General features: G+C 64.8%; 18 protein-coding genes and 1 pseudogene. 11 read left to right on the forward strand and 8 right to left on the reverse strand.

Annotation, left to right across the window (positions count from 1 at the left end; all coding sequences use genetic code 11):
• Positions 1-241 precede the first annotated feature (241 nt).
• Positions 242-925 carry an isoprenylcysteine carboxylmethyltransferase family protein gene (locus tag BRAS3843_RS34960; protein ID WP_244425553.1) on the forward strand — a complete coding sequence of 228 codons (684 nt, stop codon included), beginning with the start codon at positions 242-244 and terminating at the stop codon, positions 923-925.
• 90 nt (positions 926-1015) lie between these two features.
• On the opposite strand, the gene BRAS3843_RS34965 is transcribed toward BRAS3843_RS34960, so the two are convergent.
• Both BRAS3843_RS34965 and BRAS3843_RS34970 read right to left on the reverse strand, forming a co-directional pair.
• A complete protein-coding gene (locus tag BRAS3843_RS34965) occupies positions 1016-1534 on the reverse strand; it encodes a hypothetical protein (protein WP_008973977.1) in 519 nt (172 codons plus the stop codon).
• 12 nt (positions 1535-1546) lie between these two features.
• Positions 1547-2377: a class I SAM-dependent methyltransferase gene (locus tag BRAS3843_RS34970; RefSeq protein WP_008973978.1), complete on the reverse strand. Its 831-nt coding sequence runs from the start codon at positions 2375-2377 to the stop codon at positions 1547-1549.
• A 92-nt stretch (positions 2378-2469) separates the two neighbouring features.
• Between BRAS3843_RS34970 and BRAS3843_RS34975 the strand changes: the two genes are divergently transcribed.
• The 3 genes from BRAS3843_RS34975 (at position 2470) to BRAS3843_RS34985 (ending at position 5859) form a co-directional block, all read left to right on the forward strand.
• Positions 2470-3411: a LysR family transcriptional regulator gene (locus tag BRAS3843_RS34975; RefSeq protein WP_008973979.1), complete on the forward strand. Its 942-nt coding sequence runs from the start codon at positions 2470-2472 to the stop codon at positions 3409-3411.
• Between the two features lie 523 nt (positions 3412-3934).
• Positions 3935-5494 (forward strand): pilus assembly protein TadG-related protein, encoded by a 1560-nt coding sequence (locus BRAS3843_RS34980; RefSeq protein ID WP_008973980.1) that lies wholly within the window; start codon positions 3935-3937, stop codon positions 5492-5494.
• Positions 5495-5658: 164 nt separating this feature from the next.
• Positions 5659-5859, forward strand: a complete 201-nt coding sequence (locus BRAS3843_RS34985) for a hypothetical protein (protein WP_008973981.1) — start codon at positions 5659-5661, stop codon at positions 5857-5859.
• Positions 5860-5906: 47 nt separating this feature from the next.
• On the opposite strand, the gene BRAS3843_RS34990 is transcribed toward BRAS3843_RS34985, so the two are convergent.
• A complete protein-coding gene (locus tag BRAS3843_RS34990; RefSeq protein WP_008973982.1) occupies positions 5907-6854 on the reverse strand; it encodes an alpha/beta hydrolase in 948 nt (315 codons plus the stop codon).
• A gap of 220 nt (positions 6855-7074) precedes the next feature.
• Between BRAS3843_RS34990 and BRAS3843_RS34995 the strand changes: the two genes are divergently transcribed.
• Both BRAS3843_RS34995 and BRAS3843_RS35000 read left to right on the forward strand, forming a co-directional pair.
• A complete protein-coding gene (locus BRAS3843_RS34995) occupies positions 7075-7560 on the forward strand; it encodes an Hsp20 family protein (protein ID WP_008973983.1) in 486 nt (161 codons plus the stop codon).
• 200 nt (positions 7561-7760) lie between these two features.
• Positions 7761-8528 carry an alpha/beta hydrolase gene (locus tag BRAS3843_RS35000; protein WP_008973984.1) on the forward strand — a complete coding sequence of 256 codons (768 nt, stop codon included), beginning with the start codon at positions 7761-7763 and terminating at the stop codon, positions 8526-8528.
• A gap of 174 nt (positions 8529-8702) precedes the next feature.
• Here the strand turns inward: BRAS3843_RS35000 and BRAS3843_RS35005 are convergent, their stop codons facing one another.
• Entirely contained in the window at positions 8703-9575 is an 873-nt protein-coding gene (locus BRAS3843_RS35005) for a hypothetical protein (RefSeq protein WP_008973985.1), read from the reverse strand.
• Positions 9576-10083: 508 nt separating this feature from the next.
• Here BRAS3843_RS35005 and gltB point away from each other — a divergent pair.
• Entirely contained in the window at positions 10084-14832 is a 4749-nt protein-coding gene (gltB, locus tag BRAS3843_RS35010) for a glutamate synthase large subunit (RefSeq protein WP_008973986.1), read from the forward strand.
• 312 nt (positions 14833-15144) lie between these two features.
• Complete coding sequence (locus tag BRAS3843_RS35015; protein ID WP_008973987.1) at positions 15145-16593, forward strand: glutamate synthase subunit beta; 1449 nt, start codon at positions 15145-15147, stop codon at positions 16591-16593.
• A gap of 349 nt (positions 16594-16942) precedes the next feature.
• Here the strand turns inward: BRAS3843_RS35015 and BRAS3843_RS35020 are convergent, their stop codons facing one another.
• The 3 genes from BRAS3843_RS35020 to BRAS3843_RS35030 form a co-directional block, all read right to left on the reverse strand.
• Positions 16943-18550: an ATP-binding protein gene (locus BRAS3843_RS35020; protein ID WP_175361182.1), complete on the reverse strand. Its 1608-nt coding sequence runs from the start codon at positions 18548-18550 to the stop codon at positions 16943-16945.
• Positions 18551-18816: 266 nt separating this feature from the next.
• Complete coding sequence (locus BRAS3843_RS35025; RefSeq protein ID WP_008973990.1) at positions 18817-19641, reverse strand: arylamine N-acetyltransferase; 825 nt, start codon at positions 19639-19641, stop codon at positions 18817-18819.
• A 118-nt stretch (positions 19642-19759) separates the two neighbouring features.
• Positions 19760-20032 (reverse strand): winged helix-turn-helix transcriptional regulator, encoded by a 273-nt coding sequence (locus BRAS3843_RS35030; protein WP_244425554.1) that lies wholly within the window; start codon positions 20030-20032, stop codon positions 19760-19762.
• Between the two features lie 215 nt (positions 20033-20247).
• Here BRAS3843_RS35030 and BRAS3843_RS35035 point away from each other — a divergent pair, with 215 nt between their 5' ends.
• Positions 20248-20787 (forward strand): carboxymuconolactone decarboxylase family protein, encoded by a 540-nt coding sequence (locus tag BRAS3843_RS35035; RefSeq protein ID WP_008973992.1) that lies wholly within the window; start codon positions 20248-20250, stop codon positions 20785-20787.
• A gap of 42 nt (positions 20788-20829) precedes the next feature.
• Here BRAS3843_RS35035 and BRAS3843_RS35040 read toward each other — a convergent pair whose 3' ends face one another.
• A complete protein-coding gene (locus tag BRAS3843_RS35040; protein WP_008973993.1) occupies positions 20830-21837 on the reverse strand; it encodes a KpsF/GutQ family sugar-phosphate isomerase in 1008 nt (335 codons plus the stop codon).
• Between the two features lie 22 nt (positions 21838-21859).
• Between BRAS3843_RS35040 and BRAS3843_RS41105 the strand changes: the two genes are divergently transcribed.
• Together BRAS3843_RS41105 and BRAS3843_RS35045 are read left to right on the forward strand one after the other, a co-directional pair.
• Positions 21860-22039 (forward strand): hypothetical protein, encoded by a 180-nt coding sequence (locus tag BRAS3843_RS41105; protein WP_008973994.1) that lies wholly within the window; start codon positions 21860-21862, stop codon positions 22037-22039.
• Positions 22036-22267, forward strand: a pseudogene (locus BRAS3843_RS35045) (hypothetical protein); the annotation flags it as partial. The gene BRAS3843_RS41105 and the pseudogene BRAS3843_RS35045, both read left to right, overlap by 4 nt.

Genomic DNA, 22267 nt, shown 5'->3' on the forward strand with positions numbered 1-22267 from the left:
GCGCGATGGCTTTACGGCTTACTCCGCGCTCTCCCCAGGGACCGGCTCTCTTGCCCCTGTTTGCGACGACGCGCTTCCGCATCGCGCAGGCCTCAGCACCGGGAGACCAGGACCACACGGCTTGACCGTGCGCATCGGATCGTTCGTCGGCATGACTAATCACGCTGCGACCCCACACGCCCATCGCATCCCACCTCCACGCTCGTGACGATCGCGATGCGCCCCTCCTGAAGGAAGCAGGATGGCCTCGATCAATACACGATTTCTGAAAAAACGAAAGAAGAATATTTTTCGCAGCGGGGCTGGACGGGGTTTGGCGGAGACCGCCTGTCGGGCAAATCACCTCGATTCAGTCAGCAATCCAGCCTGCCTGAGCGCAGAAAGTACACACGCACTTGATTTCGCTGTGGTCCCGGCCTGGCATCCCGCTGGCTTGGTGCTACTATCAAACGAGATGTTCATGGAGGTTGGCTTGCCCATGCTCAAGCTCCCTCCGCCCATCTGGGCGTTGATCTTTATCGTGCTGTGTGTGGCGCTGAGTTGGCTGCTGGGTTGGCCGATGGCGCCCGGCATGCCCGTTCCGCCGCTCGGAATGGCTCTGGTGGCGCTGGCGTTCATCCCGCCCGTCTGGGCCTTCGTCCTGTTCCAGCGTGAAGGCACGGAGATCGAGCCGACATCGCCGACCAATCGCACGCTCGTCACACGCGGCCCCTACCGGTTCACCCGCAACCCGATGTATCTGGGCCTCGTCACGCTTGCGCTCGGCATTGCCGTCTGGATCGGCTCCTGGCCGATGTTCATTGCGCCGATCGCCGTCTTCCTGACCGTCAATTGGGTCCACATCCCCTTCGAAGAAGCCAAGATGCGGCGCCAGTTCGGCGCGACCTATGACGACTATCTCGCGCGGGTCCGGCGCTGGGTGTGATCAGCTACGGGCAATCCTACGCCCGTGCCAACTCGTCTCGTGCACTCGAAACCAAGCAGGTTGCAACGTTCCGAGTGCCGAGACGGACCGCTATGCAGACGCTCCGCCAGCAACCAGCCGTGCCACCCTGAGCTGCCGGAACAGCAGGTAGAAGGCGGTGACGTGCGTGATCATCAGCACTGGCACGTAGATGACCGGGATCACGTAGGCGGCGCCCAGTTCGCCCGCAATCGATGGAAGGTCGATGCTGACAGCCTGCGCGTAGTCGACCACGAGATCGATGATGCCGACCACGTTGAAGGCCACGACCGAGAGCCAGAACAAGGGACGGATCCTGACGGCGAGCAGCGCCAGCATGGCGAGGATACCGGTTACGAAATCCCAGTACGCGGCGAAGCTCGCGAAGCCGGTTGGGAGATGCGGGCCGACATAGCCGGGCAGGATGAAGACCAGCCCGAAAAAGCGGAAGCTGTGCAATGTCGCGATCGCGCGATGGGCCTCGACATGGTCCATCGATCTGAGGCGCGGCCAGATGTAGGCGGCGAAGCAAAGCAGCCACGCGACATAACCAAAAACGAGGTGGGTGCGGAAAATGGCTTCCGGTGACATGGTCCCCTCCTCTCATGCGCTCGCTGGCGCGGCTTCGAACACGGCGGTCAGAATGCCGAGCCGGCCTTCCAGCAGATTTCGTCCCAGATTGGCGGCAAGCTCGGCGAAATCCGGCCCCATCACCACGCCGAGATTGGGCGATGGCGGCGGGCCGGAGGCGCGCAGTCGCGCGACCCAGGCTTTTGCCGTCTCGGTATCGTCGCGCCAGACCAGCGTTCGAAAGCCTGCCGGCTCGATCGCCTCGCGTGTCGCAGCAGCGGTCAGCAGAAAGCTCGTCGCCGCGGTCCGGGCCCAGGGAACGGGGTAATGCGGCTCGACGCCGTTCGACACGACGTCGAAGATGGCGAACCTGCCGCCCTCTTTCAGCACGCGCCGGATCTCGCGATACAGCCGTGCGCGATCTTCGATATTCATCGCGACGTGCTGCATGAGGACGGCGTCGAACGCGCCGTCGCCAAAGGGCAGCTCCAGGGCGCTTGCGACCTGGAACGACACCTGACCGACCTGTCCGGTGCGCTCGGTCAGGTAGCGCGCGGCCTCCACGAACGGCTCACTGAGGTCGACGCCGGTCACCTTGCAGCCGCGGGTCGCGGCCACGAAGCGAGCGGGACCGCCGACGCCCGAGCCGACGTCCAGAACCGACATGTCGGCGGTGATCCCAACTAACTTGGTGAGTTCGTCGGTCGCGGCGAGCCCAATGGTGTGAAACTGGTCGAGCGCGGCGAGCTGTCGGGGATCGAGACGCTGATCCTCCGGGCCGAATGCGGTGAGCGCCGCCTTCAGCCGCTCGGTCAGGCCGGTCGCCCGGTAATGGTTGCGGACACCCTCAAGTGCATCGTTCATGGCGGTCCTCCAGTTCGGCACGGATGCCGGTGAGAGCTCATGACATAGGCTCGCTTTTCCTCGACAACTATCCGCGATAATGTCGATGGGTTATGAAGCAGAGCTTCACAGTCCGGCAGGGTGCGCTCGACGGCATCGAGGCGTTCCTCGGCGTGGCCAAACATCGCAACTTTCGCAGAGCGGCTGCGGAGCTCGGGGTCACGCCATCGGCGATCAGCCAGGCCATCCGGGCGCTCGAGGCGCGCCTCGGCGCAACACTCTTCATTCGCACCACCCGCAGTGTCGGGCTGACCGAAGCCGGCGCAGGTTTCCTGTCCCGCGCCAAGCCGGCGTTCGAAGAGCTCATCGCCGCCGGCGAGACCGCGCGCGACCTGGGACGGCGGCCGGCCGGACTGTTGCGCCTGTCGGTGCCGCGCGCGGTTCTGCCCATCCTGCTGCAGCCGTTGATCGCGTCCTTCTGCAAGGCCTACCCGGAGGTCGAAGTCGAGATTGCCACGAGCGAGGAGCTGATCGACCTCGCGGCCGCGGGATTTGACGCCGGCATCCGAATGGGTCAGTTCATCGCGGCTGACATGGTCGCCGTGCGGCTCACCCCGCCGTTTCGCCTGGTGACGGCCGGCAGCCCGGCCTATTTCGGCGCCAACCGACGGCCCCAGCGCCCGGATGATTTGCGTCACCACCGCTGCATCAGGCTGCGGCGCTCCAGCGGCGCAGTCGGATCATGGACGCTCAATGACAACGGCCGCGCGATCGAAATTGCCGTCGCCGGGCCGCTCATCGCCAACGATTTTTCCACCGTGCTTGGCGCGGCCATCGAAGGCGTGGGGTTGGCGCAGCTTCCCGAGCCGATTGCCGCCGAACCGTTGCGAACGGGCAAGCTCGTGCAGGTGCTGGCGCCGTTCGCGCCGACCGCGCCGGGCGTCTTCCTCTATTATCCGGCGCACCGCGAGATCATGCCGAAGCTCCGCGCCTTCGTCGATCACGCCAAGAGCCATTCGCCGGCGATGCGGCGGTCCCGAACCAAAACGGCCTGACCGGCGCGCTTGCAAGCTGCAGGATGTAATTCACAACCCTCACGTGCATCACAATAGGACAGGATGAAATTCCGGATTCGTTTCTACTTCGCTCGTGGAACACGCGGATTGTCCGACCATCGAACTAATTACAACTCACAATTGCGATTCTGCACTACCACTCTCCGCGTTCCTGATGCGCTAACTTGAACGCGGGAGATAGATAGAGACTGCACGCTCGCATCAACAGTTTCTCAAGAGCGGTAATGCGATGGTCCCTTCCTGTGCAGATGATCGCGCATTGGTCTCGATCCGCGCCCACTCGCTGCGAAGCGCGTCCCATCGGAACCGGCACGAGAGCTGACGAACTGCGCTCTGCCTCAGGAGCGGATCAAACAATCAAATAACAAGCCGATCGCATCGACCTGCCAGCCATGCCTCATCGTCAACAGTCGCGAACTCGCGCGCGACGCAATCATTGCGCGAAATACCGAAATTCGTCCATGCGACACATCGCGCATCAACGCCTGGAGGGCGTCGCTTCATGAGCTTCAGCCGAACCCTGAACCGCCCGATGGCGCTGATCGCTCGCTTCCGGCGCGACTCCAATGGCAATATTGCCGTCATCTTCGCAATGGCGCTGTTGCCGATCCTCATCGCAATCGGATGCGCGACCGACTACTCGATGGCCATGCGCATCAAGATCAAGCTGCAATCGGCGGCGGATGCCGCGAGCATCGCCTCGATCGCCGTCAATTCCGCAGGCTACCTGGCCGCGATGTCGATGACGTCAGACGGCCCCGTTTCCGCCGGCGCCACCGAGGCCGACAACATCTTCAACGGCAACGCCGCCACGGGGACCGGCTTCACCCTGGTGTCGAAAAAGAGCACGGTCACCAAGACCGGTGCCACTCTCTCGTCGCAGGTGCCGTTCACTGCCAACGTGCCCACGACCTTCCTGAGCGTGATCGGGTATAAGACGCTGACCGTGAGCGGCAGCTCGTCGTCCTCCACCACCTTGCCGCTCTATCTCGACTTCTATCTGACACTGGATGTCTCGGGATCGATGGGCCTGCCTTCCACCGACAAGGAAGCCCAGCGCATGCAGGCCATCAGCCCCGACAACTATCGGCAATATCCGACCGGCTGCACCCTCGCGTGCCATTTCTCGCCGCAAAACAGCGCCTGCACCGATTCGGGGACCCAGGGCTATCCCACCAACAACTATTGCCTGGGTTATGCGATCTCACGCGTCAGCCAGAGCGGCTACAAGGCGCTCCTCACCACCAATCGCAGCAATCCCATGGGGGTGCAGCTGCCGTCCTCGGTCGTTTCAGGCCTTCCCGACTCGCTGTACAGCAAGCTGTCGACGGTCGCGAACTGCCCGACCGACGGCACCGATGCCTGCATCCAGCTGCGACTGGACGCGGTGGGCTATGCGGTCAATCAGCTGTTCGTGACAGCGAACAACACACGGAAGATCACCAACCAGTTCAGGATCGGTCTTTATCCGTTCATCCGCTATCTCTATTCCTATTTCCCGCTGACCAGCAGCATCAACGGATCGACCACCGATCCCTCCAGCATCAACTACGCCGCGGCCAATCTTGCCTCGCTGCTCGACACCAATACCAACGCCAATCTCGGATCGGGCGGCACCCATATCGACACCGCATTGTCCAGCATCAACAGCCTCATCGTCAGCGTCGGCGACGGCACTGCGACGAACAATACCCTGCCTTACGTCTTCCTGGTGACTGATGGCGCGCAGGACCCGCAGGTGAAGGGCGTTCCCAACGGCTCCTGGTCGGGCAGCAACCACGCCACCGTCATCGATCCCGCCACGTCCTGCACGCCCCTGAAGAAGCGCGGCATCATCATTTCGGTGCTGTACATTCCGTATCAGAAGATCAATCCCGTCAATGCATCCTTCGCGGGCGACGAGGACGACTACGCCAACAACAACATTCCCAACATCCCGACGAGCTTGCAGAACTGCGCCTCACCCGGATTTTTCTACACGGCCAATACGCCAGCCGACATCACGGCCGCGCTGAACACGATGTTCAATCACGCCGTCGCCGAAGCGCATCTGACGCGATGAGGGCGGGAACAGACCCGCCCCACGGACTGTGACATCGGCGAGGCGCACACGCCGCCTATCCGGCGGCTTTGCTGTTCACTGTCCGAAACCATCGTTCGGGGGTCTCGAACCCCTGGCACCACTGCAAGCCTGCGGCGTTGACGTTTGCGACAAGGAGAAACGCCATGACCGGGAACAATCCAGACACGACGCGTGTGCAACCATCCGGGGCCAAGCTCAACCCGGGCGACGAAGCGCCGCGGGGAACGCCGGGCACCGGCGAGGATCTCTGCCCCGACTGCCACAGCAGCGGCCGGATCGGCGATGCGCCGTGCCCGACCTGTGCCGGTCGCGGCACCATCATCCGCGGCGTCGGCGGCGCGTGATCCGGGCACAGCCTCGCGTCAACTGACGAGAGAGCGACCTGCTCCACTTACCCAAACAGCGGCGTGCCCGGCACGAACGCATCGAACGCAGCCCAGAACTGGCTGCGATAGCGGTCCTGCTCCTGCAGGATCTCATGCTTGGCGCCCGCGATCACGAGGTGCGAGCCGGCGCGCACATGATAGGCGAACTCCTCGATCGCCGAGGTCGACACCACGGTGTCGTTGGAGGCGGCGAGCATCAGGATCGGCTGACGGATCTGGGATGGGTAGTTCATGCCACGGAAGGTGACCATGGCCGAGAAGGCGGCGTCCGCCCAGGCCACCGTCGGCGATCCGATGCCGAGCGTCGGGTCCTCCTCCAGGATCGCCGCGTTACGGGCGTAACGTACGGGATCGGAGGTGACGGGATTGCTGACGAACGGCTCCAGCCCTGCGATCGCGTCGCCGCCGCCCGGCACATAGCTGCCGCCCTGGCCGGCGAAGCGCAGCGTCTTCAACAACAGCCGCGCCGGCAACGACGTGCGCCGTCCCGGCAGGTCGATCATCGGTGCTGACAGCACGACGCGGTCGAACCAGCGCTTGCCGGCATGCGCGAGGCGCAGCAGCACGGTGCCGCCCATCGAATGCGCCAGCGCAAAATGCGGCGGCGGACAATCCGGCAGCACCACCTGCTGCACGAAGGTCTCGACGTCGACCTCGTAGTCGGTGAAGGAGCGCACATAGCCCTTGCGCGGATCGCGTAAGCGTCGCGACGAATGTCCTTGGCCTCGCCAGTCGATGATCGCCACGGCAAAGCCGCGGTCGCGCAGATCCCGCACCGTCTCGAAGTACTTCTCGATCATCTCGCTGCGGCCGGTGAAGATGCAGACCGTGCCCTTGCGGCCCGACGGCGGCGCCCAGCGCGCAAAGCGCAGCTCAGCGCCATCAGGGGTCTTGATGGTGCCGGTGACGACGTTTTCGGGGACGGGATTGGCGGGAATGGAGACGAGCGTCATGTAGCGCGATCGAATAGGTAAGAGCCGGAGGGAATCAAGAGTGGGAAGCTGCAAAAAGAGGGATATCGCGCCGGCTTGAACGGCGCGGCGTTCCACCCATATCAGCAGCGTGCAGGCCGCTACCAGTGCTTTCGGATGACCTCCGAAACATCAGGCTGCACGAACGGCCCGGCCCTATGGCGGGCGGGTCATTGAACCAGTCGCTCAATGGAGGACTTTCATGCGTACCTACGATCTCACCCCCTTCTATCGCTCCACCGTCGGCTTCGACCGTCTCTTCAACCTGCTCGATCAGGCCACCTCCGACGGCAGCCCCGGCTATCCGCCCTACAACATCGAGCGCACCGGCGAGAATGCCTACCGCATTACGGTCGCCGTCTCCGGCTTCGGCAAGGATGATCTTGCGATCGTCGCCAAGGAGAACACGCTGACGATCAAGGGCGACAAGGCCGCCAACGAGAACGGCAAGGCCAAGAGCGAAGTGCTTTATCGCGGCATTGCCGCGCGCGCCTTCGAGCGCTCCTTCCAGCTCGCCGACCATGTGGTGGTCAAGAACGCCAGCCTTGAGAACGGCCTGCTCCATGTCGACCTCGAGCGCGAGATTCCGGAGGCCAAGAAGCCCCGCAGCATTCCGATCGCGACCAGCGCGCAAGGCTCCCAGCAGCAGCCGGTGATCGAGGGCTCCGCCGACAAGGCCGCCGCGTAAGGCCAACGCGAACCGTATCGTTCGAATACGAAACGCCCCGGATTTCCGGGGCGTTTTTGTTTGCCTTGGTCTCAGCGTCGGATTTGCTGCACTGCGATCAAGTCGCCGTGAGGCACTGTAACGACACACCGTTCCGGGGCGATGACGAGAGTGATCGCGATCAAGCCGTACCACTCTCATTCCCCTCACGGAGCAAACCGATGAACCTCCTTCGCACTCTCACGTTCGCCGCCGCGGCGCTGATCGCAGCCGGCACTGCTGCCTCGGCCGCCCCCGCCGAGCCGGTCAAGGCCAGCAATGTCGTGCTGGTGCACGGCGCCTGGGCCGACGGCTCGAGCTGGGCCAAGGTCATTCCCTATCTGCAGGCGGCCGGGCTGAAGGTCACCGCCGTGCAAAATCCGCTGACGTCGCTGGAAGACTCCGCCGCCGTCACCCGCCGTGCGCTAGCTTTGCAGGACGGCCCGACCGTGCTGGTCGGCCATTCCTGGGGCGGCACCGTCGTCAGCGAGGTCGGCACCGATCCGAAGGTCAGCGCGCTGGTCTATATCGCCGCGCGTGCGCCGGACGCGGGCGAGGATTTCGTGGCGCTGGCCGGCAAATATCCCAATCCGCCGGCGCGCGCCGGGATCGTCAATCATGACGGCGAGACCAAGCTGTCGGAGGACGCCTTCCTGAAGTACTTCGCCAATGGCGTCGATGCGACCACGGCCAAGGAGCTCTATGCGGTGCAATGGCCGACGGCGGCTTCGATCTTCGCCGGCCGCACCACCGCCGCGGCCTGGCACGACAAGCCGTCCTTCTACGCGGTATCGAAACAGGACAAGACGATCGATCCGGATTTCGAGCGCTTCCTGGCCAAGCGCATCAACGCAACCACGGTCGAGCTCGATGCCGGCCACCTGTCGCTGGTGTCGCATCCGAAGGAGGTCGCGGACCTGATCCTGAAAGCGGCAGGGCGGGCGGAGTAGCTATACGTAGAAGCCTGCGTCTCAATGAGATCGTCATCCCCACGAAAGCGGGGATCCAGTACGCCGCGGCTCATCGAGATACAACGACTGTCTCTGCAATACTTCATCGCCCGGCCAAGCCGGGCGATGACAGTGTTATGCGTGAGAGGCAGGGCAGAAGCTCCGGCGGCCCCCCTACTCCAGCGCCTGCACCGGCGGCATGGCCTGCGTCGGCAGGACCTGCGGCGCAGGCTTCTGCTCGATCACGGGCCTCTGTGGCGTGACCGATGCCGTGGTCTGCGGCGCCGGCTTCTGATCCGCTGCGGGCGGCTGCGGCTGGGCGATGGTCGCGGCGGTCTGCGGCGCGGGTCGGCTCTCGACCGGCTTGGCCTCGGCAGGCCTCGGATTGAGCGCCGCGGTCTGCGCCGGTGCGGCCGGCCGGACCGCGGGGGCGGCCACTCTCGGCAGTGGGGCCGGCGCGGCGCGGCTCGCCAGGCGCGGCTCGACTGGCGCCGGCGGAACAATCCGTGGATCGGCACGGATCACCGTCGGCGGTGGCAGATTGTCGATCTGGCCTCGTGGCGGCGCATAGCGCATCCGCTCATATTCATTGCCCCATTGGAACGCCGGCACGAAGCGAACGATGCGCCCGGATACCGCGTCGATGACGATCTTGCCGTCCTCACCGTCGCGATCCAGCACCGCGATGACATAAACATTGCCGCGCTGTCGCGGCGCACCCAACGGCGAGAAGCCGTGGTCGCGCAGGATCGCGTAGACCTCATGCACCGGCAAGAACGCCGGGGCATATCCATAATCAGGGGCATATCCCTCGGGCCGATATTGGCGCGGCGGTGGATAACGATCCTCGGGCTGGTAGCCGTAGTCCGGGCCCGGTCCATAGCCATAGCGCGGCGCGGGCGGCGGAACCGGCGCCGGCGGGAGCGGCTGGTCCGCATAGGGGCCGTCGAAATCCGACACCGCGCGGTAGGACGGCGCCAGCGGCTCGGCCTGCGCGGCCGCCGCCGCGATCAAGGCGGCCGAGACGGCACCAACAAATAATTTCATGGCTTTACGCTCCTGAATGCCCCCGCATGGCTGGAGCCTTGCGCTCCCTGACGTGTGGGGCGCAAACGTTCGGCCTCGATTCTGGCGGTCCTTGGTCGGAGCTTGGGCGGGATCGGGGCGGCCGATCGCAAAAAGGTAAAGCAGATTTGCGGTTCGAGCCGGGAAAAAGCCGCGCTGCGGGGCCCTCCCCAGTGCGAGCGCCCGGGACAGTGCGGCCCTTGTATGATAAATTAAGATTTGACATGGTGCGGCGTTAGGACAGAATGGCTGTCTCAAATTTCGTTGCAAAGAGCCCATGACCTTTGCAATGATATTGCGGCGCCGAAGGGCGCTGTTACATGAACAGGTGCGGGCCGTCCGCTGGGACGTTTCACCCGGACACGCGCCTGAATTCTGAAAATGCGGCTCGCTGATGAGGACGAGCGATGGTTCCGGAGAGGGACCGCGCGACGCCGGAGGTGCGCCGGACGGTGGTGGCAGGGCCCTGACCGAAAAAAAGGGGATGGATATGAGCGGGTCGATGTTCGAGCACGAAAAGAGTGACGGCGCAGTGCTGGCGACGGAATCCCGCGTGAAAACGGCCGATACCGCGCCGGAACTTCACAAGGAACTCCATTCCTGGCGCCCCGAGGCCGAAGGCCTGTACGACCCGACCCAGGAGAAGGATTCCTGCGGCGTCGGCTTCATCGCCAACATCAAGGGCCAGAAGTCGCATCAGATCGTGGCGGACGCGCTCAGCATCCTCTGCAATCTCGAGCATCGCGGCGCTGTCGGCGCCGACCCGCGCTTCGGCGACGGCGCCGGCATCCTGGTGCAGATCCCGCACGGCTTCTTCGCCCGCAAGGCGAAGGAACTCGGCTTCGCCCTGCCCGCCCCCGGTGAATACGCCATCGGCGCGCTGTTCATGCCGCGCGACGAAGCCTGGCGGAACGTGATCAAGAGCATCATCGCCGACCAGATCGAGGAGGAAGGCCTCGTGCTGCTCGGCTGGCGTAACGTGCCGACCGACAATTCCTCGCTCGGCGTGACGGTGAAGCCGACCGAGCCGCGCCACATGCAGGTCTTCATCGGCCGCAACGGCGCCGCCAAGTCCGAGGACGAGTTCGAGCGTAAGCTGTACATTCTCAGAAAGTCGATCTCGCAGGCGATCTATCAGCGCCGCGACCGCGGCATGTCGGGCTATTACCCGTGCTCGATGTCGTGCCGGACCGTGATCTACAAGGGCATGTTCCTGGCCGACCAGCTCGGCAAGTACTACGCCGATCTGCACGAGCCGGACTTCGAGAGCGCGCTGGCGCTGGTGCATCAGCGCTTCTCGACCAACACCTTCCCGACCTGGTCGCTGGCGCATCCCTACCGGATGATCGCCCATAACGGCGAGATCAACACGCTGCGGGGCAACGTCAACTGGATGGCGGCGCGCCAAGCCTCGGTGTCATCGGAGCTGTTCGGCAAGGACATCAGCCGGCTCTGGCCGATCTCTTACGAAGGCCAGAGCGACACCGCCTGCTTCGACAACGCGCTCGAATTCCTGGTGCAGGGCGGCTACTCGCTGCCGCATGCGGTCATGATGATGATCCCGGAGGCGTGGGCCGGCAATCCCCTGATGAATGAGGAGCGCCGCTCGTTCTATGAGTATCACGCCGCCCTGATGGAGCCGTGGGACGGCCCGGCCGCGATCGCCTTCACCGACGGTCGCCAGATCGGCGCCACGCTCGACCGCAACGGCCTGCGGCCGGCGCGCTATCTCGTCACCAAGGACGACCGCATCGTGATGGCGTCCGAGATGGGTGTCTTGAAGATCCCGGAGGATCAGATCGTCACCAAGTGGCGGCTGCAGCCGGGCAAGATGCTGCTGGTCGATCTCGAGCAGGGCCGCCTGATTCCCGACGACGAGATCAAGGCGCAGCTCGCGGCGAGCCATCCGTACACGGAATGGCTGGCGCGAACCCAGATCCAGGTCGAGAAGCTGCCGGATGCGCCGACCAAGGGCGCGCGCACCAATCTGCCGCTCTTGGATCGGCAGCAGGCGTTCGGCTACACCCAGGAAGACATCAACATCCTGATGACGCCGATGGCCGCGACCGGCGAGGAGGCCACCGGCTCGATGGGCAACGACACGCCGATCTCGGCGCTGTCGGACAAGGCGAAGCTGCTCTTCACCTATTTCAAGCAGAACTTCGCCCAGGTCACCAACCCGCCGATCGACCCGATCCGCGAGGAGCTGGTGATGAGCCTGGTCTCGATCATCGGACCCCGGCCGAACCTGTTCGATCTCGAGGGCGTCGCCTCGACTAAGCGGCTCGAGGTGCATCAGCCGATCCTGACCGATGCCGACCTCGAGAAGATTCGCTCGATCTCGGAAGTCTCCGACAGCCATTTCGTCTCGCGCACGCTCGACACCACCTTCGATGCGAGCCTGGGCGCGGCCGGCTTCGAGCAGATGCTCGACGATCTCTGCGGCCGCGCCGAAGCCGCCGTCCGCGAGGGCGTCAACATCATCATCCTGTCCGACCGCATGGTGTCGGCCGAGCGGATTCCGATCCCCTCGCTGCTCGCCTGCGCCGCCGTGCATCATCATCTGATTCGCACCGGCCTGCGCACCTCGGTCGGCCTCGTGGTCGAATCGGGCGAGCCGCGCGAGGTGCATCACTTCGCCTGCCTCGCCGGCTACGGCGCCGAGGCGATCAACCCTTATCTTGCCTTCGAGACTATCGTCGCGTTGAAGGACCGGCTGCCCGGCGCGCTCAGCGACTACGAAGTCGTCAAGCGCTACATCAAGTCGATCGGCAAGGGCCTGCTCAAGGTGATGTCCAAGATGGGCATCTCGACCTATCAGTCCTATTGCGGCGCGCAGATCTTCGACGCGGTCGGCCTTCGGGGCGAATTCGTGCAGAAGTTCTTTGCCGGCACGCACAGCCGGATCGAAGGCGTCGGCCTGCCTGAAATCGCCGAGGAAACTGCGCGGCGTCACACCGACGCGTTCGGGGACGCGCTGGTCTACAAGAGTGCGCTCGATGTCGGCGGCGAATACGCCTTCCGCAGCCGCGGCGAGGACCACGCCTGGACCGCGGAGTCGGTCTCGACCCTGCAGCATGCGGTGCGCGGCAATTCCAGGGAGCGCTACCAGGCATTCGCCAAGATCCTGAACGAACAGTCCGAGCGGCTGGTGACCCTCCGCGGCCTGTTCCGGATCAAGTCGGCCGAGGACGACAAGCGCAAGCCCGTCCCGCTCGACGAGGTCGAGCCGGCCAAGGACATCGTCAGGCGCTTTGCCACGGGTGCCATGTCGTTCGGCTCGATCTCGCGCGAGGCGCACACGACCTTGGCGATCGCGATGAACCGGATCGGCGGCAAGTCGAACACCGGCGAAGGCGGCGAGGAAGCCGACCGCTTCAAGCCGCTGCCGAACGGCGATTCGATGCGCTCGGCGATCAAGCAGGTAGCCTCCGGCCGCTTCGGCGTGACGACGGAATATCTCGTCAACTCCGACATGATGCAGATCAAGATGGCGCAGGGTGCCAAGCCCGGCGAAGGCGGCCAGCTGCCCGGCCACAAGGTCGATGCCACCATCGCCAAGGTGCGGCACTCGACGCCGGGCGTCGGCCTGATCTCGCCGCCGCCGCATCACGACATCTATTCGATCGAAGATCTGGCGCAGCTGATCTACGACCTGAAGAACGTCAATCCCGATGGCCAGGTCTCGGTCAAGCTCGTCTCTGAAGTGGGCGTCGGCACGGTCGCCGCCGGCGTTGCCAAGGCGCGCGCCGACCATGTGACCATCGCGGGCTTCGAGGGCGGCACCGGTGCCTCGCCGCTGACCTCGATCAAGCATGCCGGCTCGCCGTGGGAGATCGGCCTCGCTGAAACCCACCAGACCCTGGTGCGCGAGCGGCTGCGCAGCCGCATCGTGGTCCAGGTCGACGGCGGCTTCCGCACCGGGCGTGACGTCGTCATCGGTGCACTGTTAGGTGCCGACGAGTTCGGCTTCGCCACGGCGCCGTTGATCGCGGCCGGCTGCATCATGATGCGCAAGTGCCATCTCAACACCTGCCCGGTCGGCGTTGCCACGCAGGACCCGGTGCTGCGCAAGCGCTTCACGGGCCAGCCCGAGCACGTCATCAACTACTTCTTCTTCGTGGCCGAAGAGGTTCGCGAGATCATGGCCGGCCTCGGCTATCGCAGCTTCAACGAGATGATCGGCCAGGTGCAGATGCTGGACCAGTCCCGGCTGGTCGCGCATTGGAAGGCCAAGGGTCTCGACTTCTCCAAGCTGTTCGTGAAGCAGAAGGAAGAGCCGGGCCAGAAGATCTACCGTTCGGAGGCCCAGAACCATCATCTGGAAGCCGTGCTCGACCGCAAGCTGATCGCGCAGGCGGGCCCTGCCCTCGACCGCGGCGCGCCGGTGAAGATCGAGGCCGAGATCAACAACACCGACCGCTCGGCCGGTGCGATGCTCTCCGGTGCGGTCGCCAAGATCTACGGCCATGCCGGCCTGCCGCATGACACCATCCATGTCAGCCTGAAGGGCACCGCGGGCCAGGCCTTCGGCGCATGGCTTGCGCATGGCGTCACCTTCGAGCTCGAAGGCGAAGGCAACGACTATGTCGGCAAGGGCCTGTCCGGCGGCCGCATCATCGTCAAGCCGCCGCGCGTCTCCGGCATCGTGCCGGAGGAATCGATCATCGTCGGCAACACCGTGATGTATGGCGCGATCTCCGGCGAGTGCTATTTCCGCGGCATCGCCGGCGAGCGCTTCGCGGTGCGCAATTCCGGCGCGCTCGCCGTCGTCGAAGGCGCCGGCGACCATTGCTGCGAATACATGACCGGCGGCATCGTGGTCGTGCTCGGCAAGACCGGGCGCAACTTTGCAGCCGGCATGTCCGGCGGCGTCGCCTATGTGCTGGACGAGGCCGGCGATTTCGACAAGCTCTGCAACATGGCGATGGTCGATCTCGAGCCGGTGCTGTCGGAGGAGATGATCGCCGAGGACACCTATCACCAGATGGGCGATCTCGAAGCGCATGGCCGGGTCGACGTGTTCAAGAACCTGCTCGCCTCCGACGTCGAGCGGCTGCATGTCCTGATCTCGCGCCACGCCAAGGCGACGGGCTCTGCGCGCGCGGCCGACATCCTGGCGAACTGGAAGGACTATGCGCCGAAGTTCCGCAAGGTGATGCCGGTTGAATACCGCCGCGCGCTGAAGGAGCTCGCGGCCAATGCGGACGCCGAGCCCAAGATCGCGATCGGGGCTTAATGTCTTGGCGTCATTCTGGGGCAGCCCGCAGGGCTGAACCCGGAATCTCGCGCCACAATTCGAGATTCCGGGTCCGGCGCTGACGCGCCGTCCCCGGAATGACGGACGGAAATGGATGGGCCTCATCCCTTCGAGACGCGGCGAAGGCGCCGCTCCCCGGGGATGAAGGGAAACACGGAGCTAATTCCTCATGGTAAGAGGCGCGAAGCGCCGTCTCGAACCATGAGGCCGAGATAGACCGCATGGTCCCGAAAAGTGGCGACCGGTTTTCGGACCAGACCATGCGCAGATACGAAGGGACGTCGTAGGTTCATGGGCAAGGTCACAGGTTTTCTCGAAATCGAGCGGCACGATCGCAAGTACACGCCGGTTGCCGACCGCCTGAAGCACTTCCAGGAATTCGTGGTGCCGCTGTCCGAGAGGGAGCTGCGCGACCAGGCGGCGCGCTGCATGAATTGCGGCATCCCCTATTGCCACGGCACCGGCTCGGCCGCGCCGGGAGCGCCCGGCTGTCCGGTCAACAACCAGATCCCGGACTGGAACGACCTCGTCTACAACGGCAACTGGGAAGAGGCCGCGCGCAACCTGCACTCGACCAACAATTTCCCTGAATTCACCGGGCGCATCTGCCCGGCGCCGTGCGAAGCGTCGTGCACGCTCAACATCGACGACAACCCGGTGACCATCAAGACGATCGAGTGCGCCATCGTCGACAAGGCCTTCGAGCAGGGCTGGATCAAGCCGGAGCTGCCGGCGGTCAAGACCGGCAAGAAGGTTGCGGTCGTGGGCGCTGGTCCGGCCGGGCTCGCTGCCGCCCAGCAGCTGGCACGCGCCGGGCACGACGTCCACGTCTATGAGAAGCACGCCAAGGCCGGCGGCCTGCTGCGTTATGGCATTCCCGACTTCAAGATGGAGAAGGGCATCATCGACCGCCGCATCGCGCAGATGGAAGGTGAAGGCATCACCTTCCACTATGGCGTCCATGTCGGCAGCAATGGTGGCCTCGATGCCAAGACGCTGTTGAAGGACCATGACGCGGTCGCGCTGACCGGCGGCGCCGAGGCGCCGCGCGATTTGCCGATCCCCGGCCGCGATCTGTCCGGCATCCATTTCGCGATGGATTTCCTGCCGCAGCAGAACCGCCGCGTCAGCGAAGAGCCGGTCAATGCGACCGACATTCTCGCCGCCGGCAAGCATGTGGTGGTGATCGGCGGCGGCGATACCGGCAGCGACTGCATCGGCACATCGCTGCGCCAGGGCGCGCTGTCGGTGACTCAGCTCGAGATCATGCCGGCCCCGCCCGAGCGCGAAAACAAGGCGCTGACCTGGCCGAACTGGCCCTTGAAGATGCGGACCTCGTCGAGCCAGGCCGAAGGCGCCGCGCGCGAATTCGCCGTGCTGACCCAGAAGTTCGAGGGCGAAAACGGCGCGGTGAAGAAGCTCACCTGCGTGCGCGTCGATGGCCAGTTCAAGCCGCTCCCCGGCACCGAGTTCGAGCTGTCGGCCGACCTCGTGCTGCTGGCGATGGGCTTCGTCCACCCGGTGCATGAAGGCCTGCTCAAGAGCCTCGGCGTCGATCTCGATCCCCGCGGTAACGTCAAGGCCAACCTGACCGACTATCAGACCTCGGTGCAGAAGGTGTTCTCGGCCGGCGACATGCGCCGCGGCCAGTCGCTGGTGGTGTGGGCGATCCGCGAGGGCCGGCTGTGCGCGCAAGCGATCGACAAATTCCTGATGGGCGAAACCGATCTGCCGAGGTGAGGTGAGGCGAGGCTAGCAGCCACTGTTTCGCTGCCACTTCGTGTTAGCCCGCACTCGCACCGCAACCAAGCTGTCATCACCCGCGCAGGCGGGTGATCCAGTATTCCAGAGACAATCGTGATGAACTGATAGGCCACGGCGTACTGGATACCCCGCCGGAGCCTGTCCTCGGGCTCGCCGAAGGCGAGACCCGGGGGCGTGGTATGACCGCGTATCGTGTGGCTGAATTTGTGCTCAGCTAGCTCGCAGCTCGTAGGATGGGTGGAGCGCAGCGATACCCATCATCGCACCCCGGAACGTCCGATGGGTTTCGCTTCGCTCTACCCATCCTACCGGATCCTGCTTCCCCTCACGCCGCCAGCGCCGCGCTGATGGCTCGGGCGAGATCGGAGCTGAGATACGGCTTCGGCAACAGCATCACGCCCGCATCGAGCCGGCCGTGATGCACGATGGCATTCTCGGTATAGCCGGAGGTGTAGAGCACCTTCAGCCCCGAACGCCGCTTCTGCGCTTCGGTCGCGAGCTGGCGGCCGTTCATGCCGCCGGGCATGATCACGTCGGTGAACAGGAGATCGATCGGCTCGCCACCGTCGATGATGGCGAGCGCCTCGGCGGCGTTGCCGGCGGTGAGCGTGCGGTAGCCAAAACGTTCGATCTGCCTGATCACATATTCGCGGACCAGCACGTCATCCTCGACGATCAGAATGACCTCCTCGTGATGGTCGTCCTCGCGGACGCCCGATTCGGCCGCCGACATATCCGCATCGCTCTCTGGCGCGCTGGTGGCCTGCGGCAAATAGAGCTTCACGGACGTGCCGTGGCCCTCCTCGCTGTAGATCTTGATGTGCCCGTTCGACTGCTTGACGAAGCCGTAGACCATGCTGAGGCCAAGCCCCGATCCCTTTCCAAGGCCCTTGGTGGTGAAGAAGGGTTCGAACACCTTGTCGAGCAAGGGCCCAGGGATGCCCTCTCCGGTATCGCTGACTGCGATCATGACGTAGTTGCCGGGCTGGACCTCATTGTTGTTCAGGCGGGCATAGTCGTTGTCGAGCACGACATTCTTGGTCTCCAGGGTCAGCTTGCCGCCGTTGGGCATCGCGTCGCGCGCGTTCAGCGCCAGATTCAGGATCGCGGTGGAGAGCTGGCTCGCATCGATCAGCACCGGGGCGACATCGTGCACCAGCATCGCCTCGATCTCGATCTGCACGCCCAGCGTTGGCCGCAGCAGCCGCGCGACGTCGACAATCAGGGCGTTGACATCCGTGCTGCGCGGCTGCAGCGGCTGCTGACGGGCGAAGGCCAGGAGGCGCCGGGTGAGGTCGGCGCCTCGCGCCGCCGCGGCACCGATCATGGATGCGATCTGGGCGAGCAGCGGCCGATCCTTGACGCCGTCGCTGAGCATTTCGATCGAGCCGGTGATCACGGTCAGGATGTTGTTGAAGTCATGCGCGACGCCGCCGGTCAGCTGGCCGATCGCCTCCATCTTCTGCGCTTGGCGCACCTGGGCCTCGTTCGCCTCCATCTCCTGGAAACGCTGCACCATCGCCTCGGCCTTGCGGCGCTGCCGGGTCTCCTCTTCCAACGCCGCATAAGCCTGCTGCAGCTGGACCCGCGTCGACATCACCAGGAGCCGCGGCAATCCGAGCAGCAGCCCGGCCCCGATCGGGAGAGAGATGAGCGCCATCACCATCCTGACGGCTGTTTCGAGATTGTCCACCGGCACCCATAACGTGACGATCGAAAGCAGGCAGCTCACGGCGCCGACCGCAGCGAAAACGCCGAGGGCTCCCAACAGGCTGACAAAGATTCGCAACATGTCGCCGTGCCGGCGCGAGAGGAAGATCGTGACTGCAAGCGCCATGGCAAAAGACGCGCAGCCGAGCACGGTCTCGGAAATCACATTCAACCACAATAATCCCGGCTGCAGGCCGGTCGCCTGCGAGGCAAAGATCGACATCTCCAAACCATCTCCAGGCAATCGCCATTCCGGCGCCGCGGCAGGTCCGCGCGCCGAGTCGTCGGAAGAGTGGAACAGATCATTCAGGTTCCAGCCGGCTGCGCAAGCGCAACGCCATGGGGGCGTTCATCGCGACACGCATGCGTGCGCCGGTCAGCGCCGCGACAGATGGTTGAATCGCAATCTGCGCGCCGGCGCTCAATCCCGGCCGATACGACGAGGAGATGACGGGCGTGTGTGGCGGCATCACACGCTCAGGCACGAGCTCATCGCTCCCCGTCGATCCGCCGCCAGATCTCATCCGCCGAGACCGGGAGCGTCACCCCAAAGGTGTCATCGATCACACCGCGGAGTGCATCCGGCGTTTGGATCATCTGCTCCGAGACCATCTCGCCGTCGCGTGCCTCGGTGACCAGCCGCCGGTTGACGAGCTTGTAACGCCGATCGCGTGCCAGCCGCTCCATCACCACCATCGACGTGAAGGGCATGCTAGGATGGGTCGAGGTGTACCAGTTGCCGAGCGCGTAATCGGACGGCAGCTGCGGCTGCTGATCGAACACATACATCATGCGCCAGCCCGCGGGCTGTTTCGCGGCCAGCCAGAACAGGCCGTCATCGGACTGCGTCAGCCTGAACGTGCCCATCGCTGTCGGCTGCACGATGTCAGGCTGCAGCTTCAGCGGCGTATCGACCAGGCAGGAGCCGAAGCCGACATCGACCAGATAGGGACCGTCGGCGAGATCGACCTTGAGCAGCATATGCGTGCGTGGTCCGAGCGGAGCATCGGGCTCGAACCGCCAGCGCACGCGCCCGGACAGACTGGTGACCGCAAAACCGATCGCTTCGAGCGCAGCCCGCAGCAGCGCATTCTGCTCGAAGCAATAGCCGCCGCGGCGGCTGTCGACGAGCTTCTGCTGCACCGAGGCGAGGTCGAGATGAACGGGGCGGCCGAGCAGCGGATCAAGCGCCTCGAAGGCGATCGCGTCCAGATGCGCCGCCTTCAGGCCCGCAAGCGTGGCCAGATCCGGCTTCAGCGGCCCGCGATAGCCAATGCGGGCGAGATAGTTGTCGAGGTGGAATTCGTCGGACATCGCCGTCCCTTTGTCTCTGCCTCAAGGCGCATAGCACGCTGCGATGGCTGGTTCCAGATCGTGCGGCATCGCGTTCTGGCTCCCTCGCGTACGCGTTGCCCACACCTCAGCTGCAAGCTTATGTCCCTGCCCTCCTGCTCCAGCGCTCCGCAAAGCGATGCAGCGGCAGGAAATTTTCCAACAGCTCCCGGCCGAGCGGCGTCAGCGCATAGCCGTTATCAGCAAGCGCGATGAAGCCGGCGGTGCGCAGCTCGGTAAGGCGGGTCTGCAGGACGGTCGGTGAAGCCTCGTCGCAAGCTGCGCGCAGAGCGCGCGAGGTCAGCGCCACCTCACGCAATTCCCACAGGATGCGCAACGACCAGCGTCGACCCAAGAGGTCGAGCAGCGCCATGATCGGCCGGCCCGAGCGCGAGCCGCGCACCGCGGGTGACCTGGCTCGCTCCGGCCTCACCGGATCCGGCTTGGCGGCTACTGACTTGACCGGTCCCGACTTCGGCGACGCCGGCATATGTTCTCCCTTTCGCTCCAGAAACGGTTCTTGCCAAGCGCTACAAAAAGCGTAGCGTATCGCTACAATAAATGTAGCAAAATGGAGGAGCCGAAGCCATGCCCCGCGTCTCCCCGCTGCGGTCACCCTATCCGCCCGACATCCAGATGCAGTTTGACCAGATCATGCGCGGCGCGCCGCCCTTGATGCTGTTCCGCGTCATGGCCGGCCACAGCCGCGCCTGGGACAAATTCCGCGGCGGCAGCCTGCTCGACCGTGGCCCCCTGCCCTTGCGCGACCGCGAGATCGTGATCGACCGCACCTGCGCCCTGAACGGGTGCGAATATGAATGGGGCGTGCACATCAGCACCTTCGCCACGGCCGCCAAGCTCTCGCCTGAGCAGATACGCGCGACCGTCGTCGAAGGCAGCAAGGCGGCCTGCTGGTCGGTAGCCGAGCGGGCACTGCTCGCCGCTGTCGAGGCGCTGCACCAGCGGTCAACGCTCGGCGAAGCCGAGTTCGCGGCGCTAAGAAGTCACTATGATGAGGACCAGATCCTCGAGATCATCCTGTTATGCGGGTTCTATCGGACGGTGTCGTATCTCGCGAGGGCGCTCGACCTGCCGCTGGAGGAAAACGCGGTGCGGTTCCCTCACTGATCGTCTTGAACTCCGCTCCTCGAAAAAGAGAGCGAGAAATGATCAAGCCACGCCCGCGCGCAGCAGGTCGTGCATGTGCAGGATCCCGACCGGCTTGTTCGCGTCGGTGACGATCAGCGTCGTGATCTTCGCGGAGTTGAGGATCTCCAGCGCTTCCGAGGCAAGCGCATCGCTGCGGACGGTGCGCGGCGAGGCCGTCATGATGTCGTCGACCAGCGATGTCATCAGGTCAGGCCGCATCTTCCGCCTGAGATCGCCGTCGGTGATGATGCCGACGACATGATCGCCCGCATCGGTGATGATGACGCAGCCGAGCCCCTTGGCCGACATCTCCACCAGCGCCTCCGTCATCACCGTGCCGAGCGGCTTCAACGGCACCGCGTCGCCCGAACGCATCAAGTCGGAAATGTGCTTGAGCATCGCCCCCAGCTTGCCGCCGGGATGGAAATTGGCGAACTCGAGCGCGGTGAAGCCGCGCCCCTCCAGCAGCGCGATCGCGAGCGCATCGCCGATCGCCGCCTGCATCAAGGTCGAGGTGGTCGGCGCCAGGTTGTGTGGACAGGCCTCGCGCACCTTCGGCAGCTCCAGCACGATCCGCGCCGCCTGCCCCAGCGAGGATCCCGCATTGGATGTCACCGCGATCATCGGGATCGCGAACCGCTTCGAATAGTTGACGAGGTTCTTCATCTCCGGCTGCTCGCCGGACCAGGACAGCGCGATGATCACGTCGTCGGGGGTGATCATGCCGAGATCGCCGTGGCCGGCTTCCGCGGCATGAACGAAGAACGCCGGCGTGCCGGTGGAGGCCAGGGTCGCCGCGATCTTGCGCGCCACATGGCCGGACTTGCCGAGCCCGGTCAGGATGGCGCGGCCCTTGGCCTGCCGGATCAGCGTGGTGGCCGCGGTGAACGCCGGCCCCAGCGTGCCGCGCAGTGCGGCCGAGATCGCGGCGATCCCGTTGCTGCCGGTCTCCAGGGTCCGGAGCGCGGACTGGACGTCGGCATGCTCGGCGGCAGCGGCAGGTTCGATCAGCGGTTTCGATGTCGGCATTCACACGTTCCACGACAGGTAGATGACGCTGACGTCTTTACCACGGGTCGCCGGCAAGAGCGCCATCAACAGCCCATTAACCATATTTGTTTTTACTCCCTTAACGGCGGGGTTTGCCGGCGGCGTGGGGCTGCGCGGCCAAATGCGTGGTTTTGTTGGGGTATTTTCATCGTGGGCTGGGGGCCTGACAGCGGCCGCATGAGGCGCCTGGTCTGGCGCGGCGCCCCCGCCGCTGGCCTGTTGCTCATGGCCGCCACGACCTCGCCGGCCGCTGCCCAGACCATGGACGTGCTTCGGCCGGTCCCTGACGGTTTCCTGTTGCCGCAGGATTCGCCGCTCCGCCGCACCACCGCAAACGAGCTGCCTGCCCCGCCCGATCCGGCCCGCGCCGTGCCGCCCCCTGGCGGCGCCGCCGCATCACGGGTCAGCC

The sequence above is a fragment of the Bradyrhizobium sp. STM 3843 genome, assembly GCF_000239815.1.
Lineage (GTDB): Bacteria > Pseudomonadota > Alphaproteobacteria > Rhizobiales > Xanthobacteraceae > Bradyrhizobium.

Coding starts and splice junctions, on each gene's coding strand:
- BRAS3843_RS34960 (WP_244425553.1), top strand. CDS start 242: ATGGCCTCGATCAATACACGATTTCTGAAAAAACGAAAGAAGAATATT.
- BRAS3843_RS34965 (WP_008973977.1), bottom strand. CDS start 1,534: ATGTCACCGGAAGCCATTTTCCGCACCCACCTCGTTTTTGGTTATGTC.
- BRAS3843_RS34970 (WP_008973978.1), bottom strand. CDS start 2,377: ATGAACGATGCACTTGAGGGTGTCCGCAACCATTACCGGGCGACCGGC.
- BRAS3843_RS34975 (WP_008973979.1), top strand. CDS start 2,470: ATGAAGCAGAGCTTCACAGTCCGGCAGGGTGCGCTCGACGGCATCGAG.
- BRAS3843_RS34980 (WP_008973980.1), top strand. CDS start 3,935: ATGAGCTTCAGCCGAACCCTGAACCGCCCGATGGCGCTGATCGCTCGC.
- BRAS3843_RS34985 (WP_008973981.1), top strand. CDS start 5,659: ATGACCGGGAACAATCCAGACACGACGCGTGTGCAACCATCCGGGGCC.
- BRAS3843_RS34990 (WP_008973982.1), bottom strand. CDS start 6,854: ATGACGCTCGTCTCCATTCCCGCCAATCCCGTCCCCGAAAACGTCGTC.
- BRAS3843_RS34995 (WP_008973983.1), top strand. CDS start 7,075: ATGCGTACCTACGATCTCACCCCCTTCTATCGCTCCACCGTCGGCTTC.
- BRAS3843_RS35000 (WP_008973984.1), top strand. CDS start 7,761: ATGAACCTCCTTCGCACTCTCACGTTCGCCGCCGCGGCGCTGATCGCA.
- BRAS3843_RS35005 (WP_008973985.1), bottom strand. CDS start 9,575: ATGAAATTATTTGTTGGTGCCGTCTCGGCCGCCTTGATCGCGGCGGCG.
- gltB (WP_008973986.1), top strand. CDS start 10,084: ATGAGCGGGTCGATGTTCGAGCACGAAAAGAGTGACGGCGCAGTGCTG.
- BRAS3843_RS35015 (WP_008973987.1), top strand. CDS start 15,145: ATGGGCAAGGTCACAGGTTTTCTCGAAATCGAGCGGCACGATCGCAAG.
- BRAS3843_RS35020 (WP_175361182.1), bottom strand. CDS start 18,550: ATGTCGATCTTTGCCTCGCAGGCGACCGGCCTGCAGCCGGGATTATTG.
- BRAS3843_RS35025 (WP_008973990.1), bottom strand. CDS start 19,641: ATGTCCGACGAATTCCACCTCGACAACTATCTCGCCCGCATTGGCTAT.
- BRAS3843_RS35030 (WP_244425554.1), bottom strand. CDS start 20,032: ATGGCGCTGCTCGACCTCTTGGGTCGACGCTGGTCGTTGCGCATCCTG.
- BRAS3843_RS35035 (WP_008973992.1), top strand. CDS start 20,248: ATGCCCCGCGTCTCCCCGCTGCGGTCACCCTATCCGCCCGACATCCAG.
- BRAS3843_RS35040 (WP_008973993.1), bottom strand. CDS start 21,837: ATGCCGACATCGAAACCGCTGATCGAACCTGCCGCTGCCGCCGAGCAT.
- BRAS3843_RS41105 (WP_008973994.1), top strand. CDS start 21,860: ATGACGCTGACGTCTTTACCACGGGTCGCCGGCAAGAGCGCCATCAAC.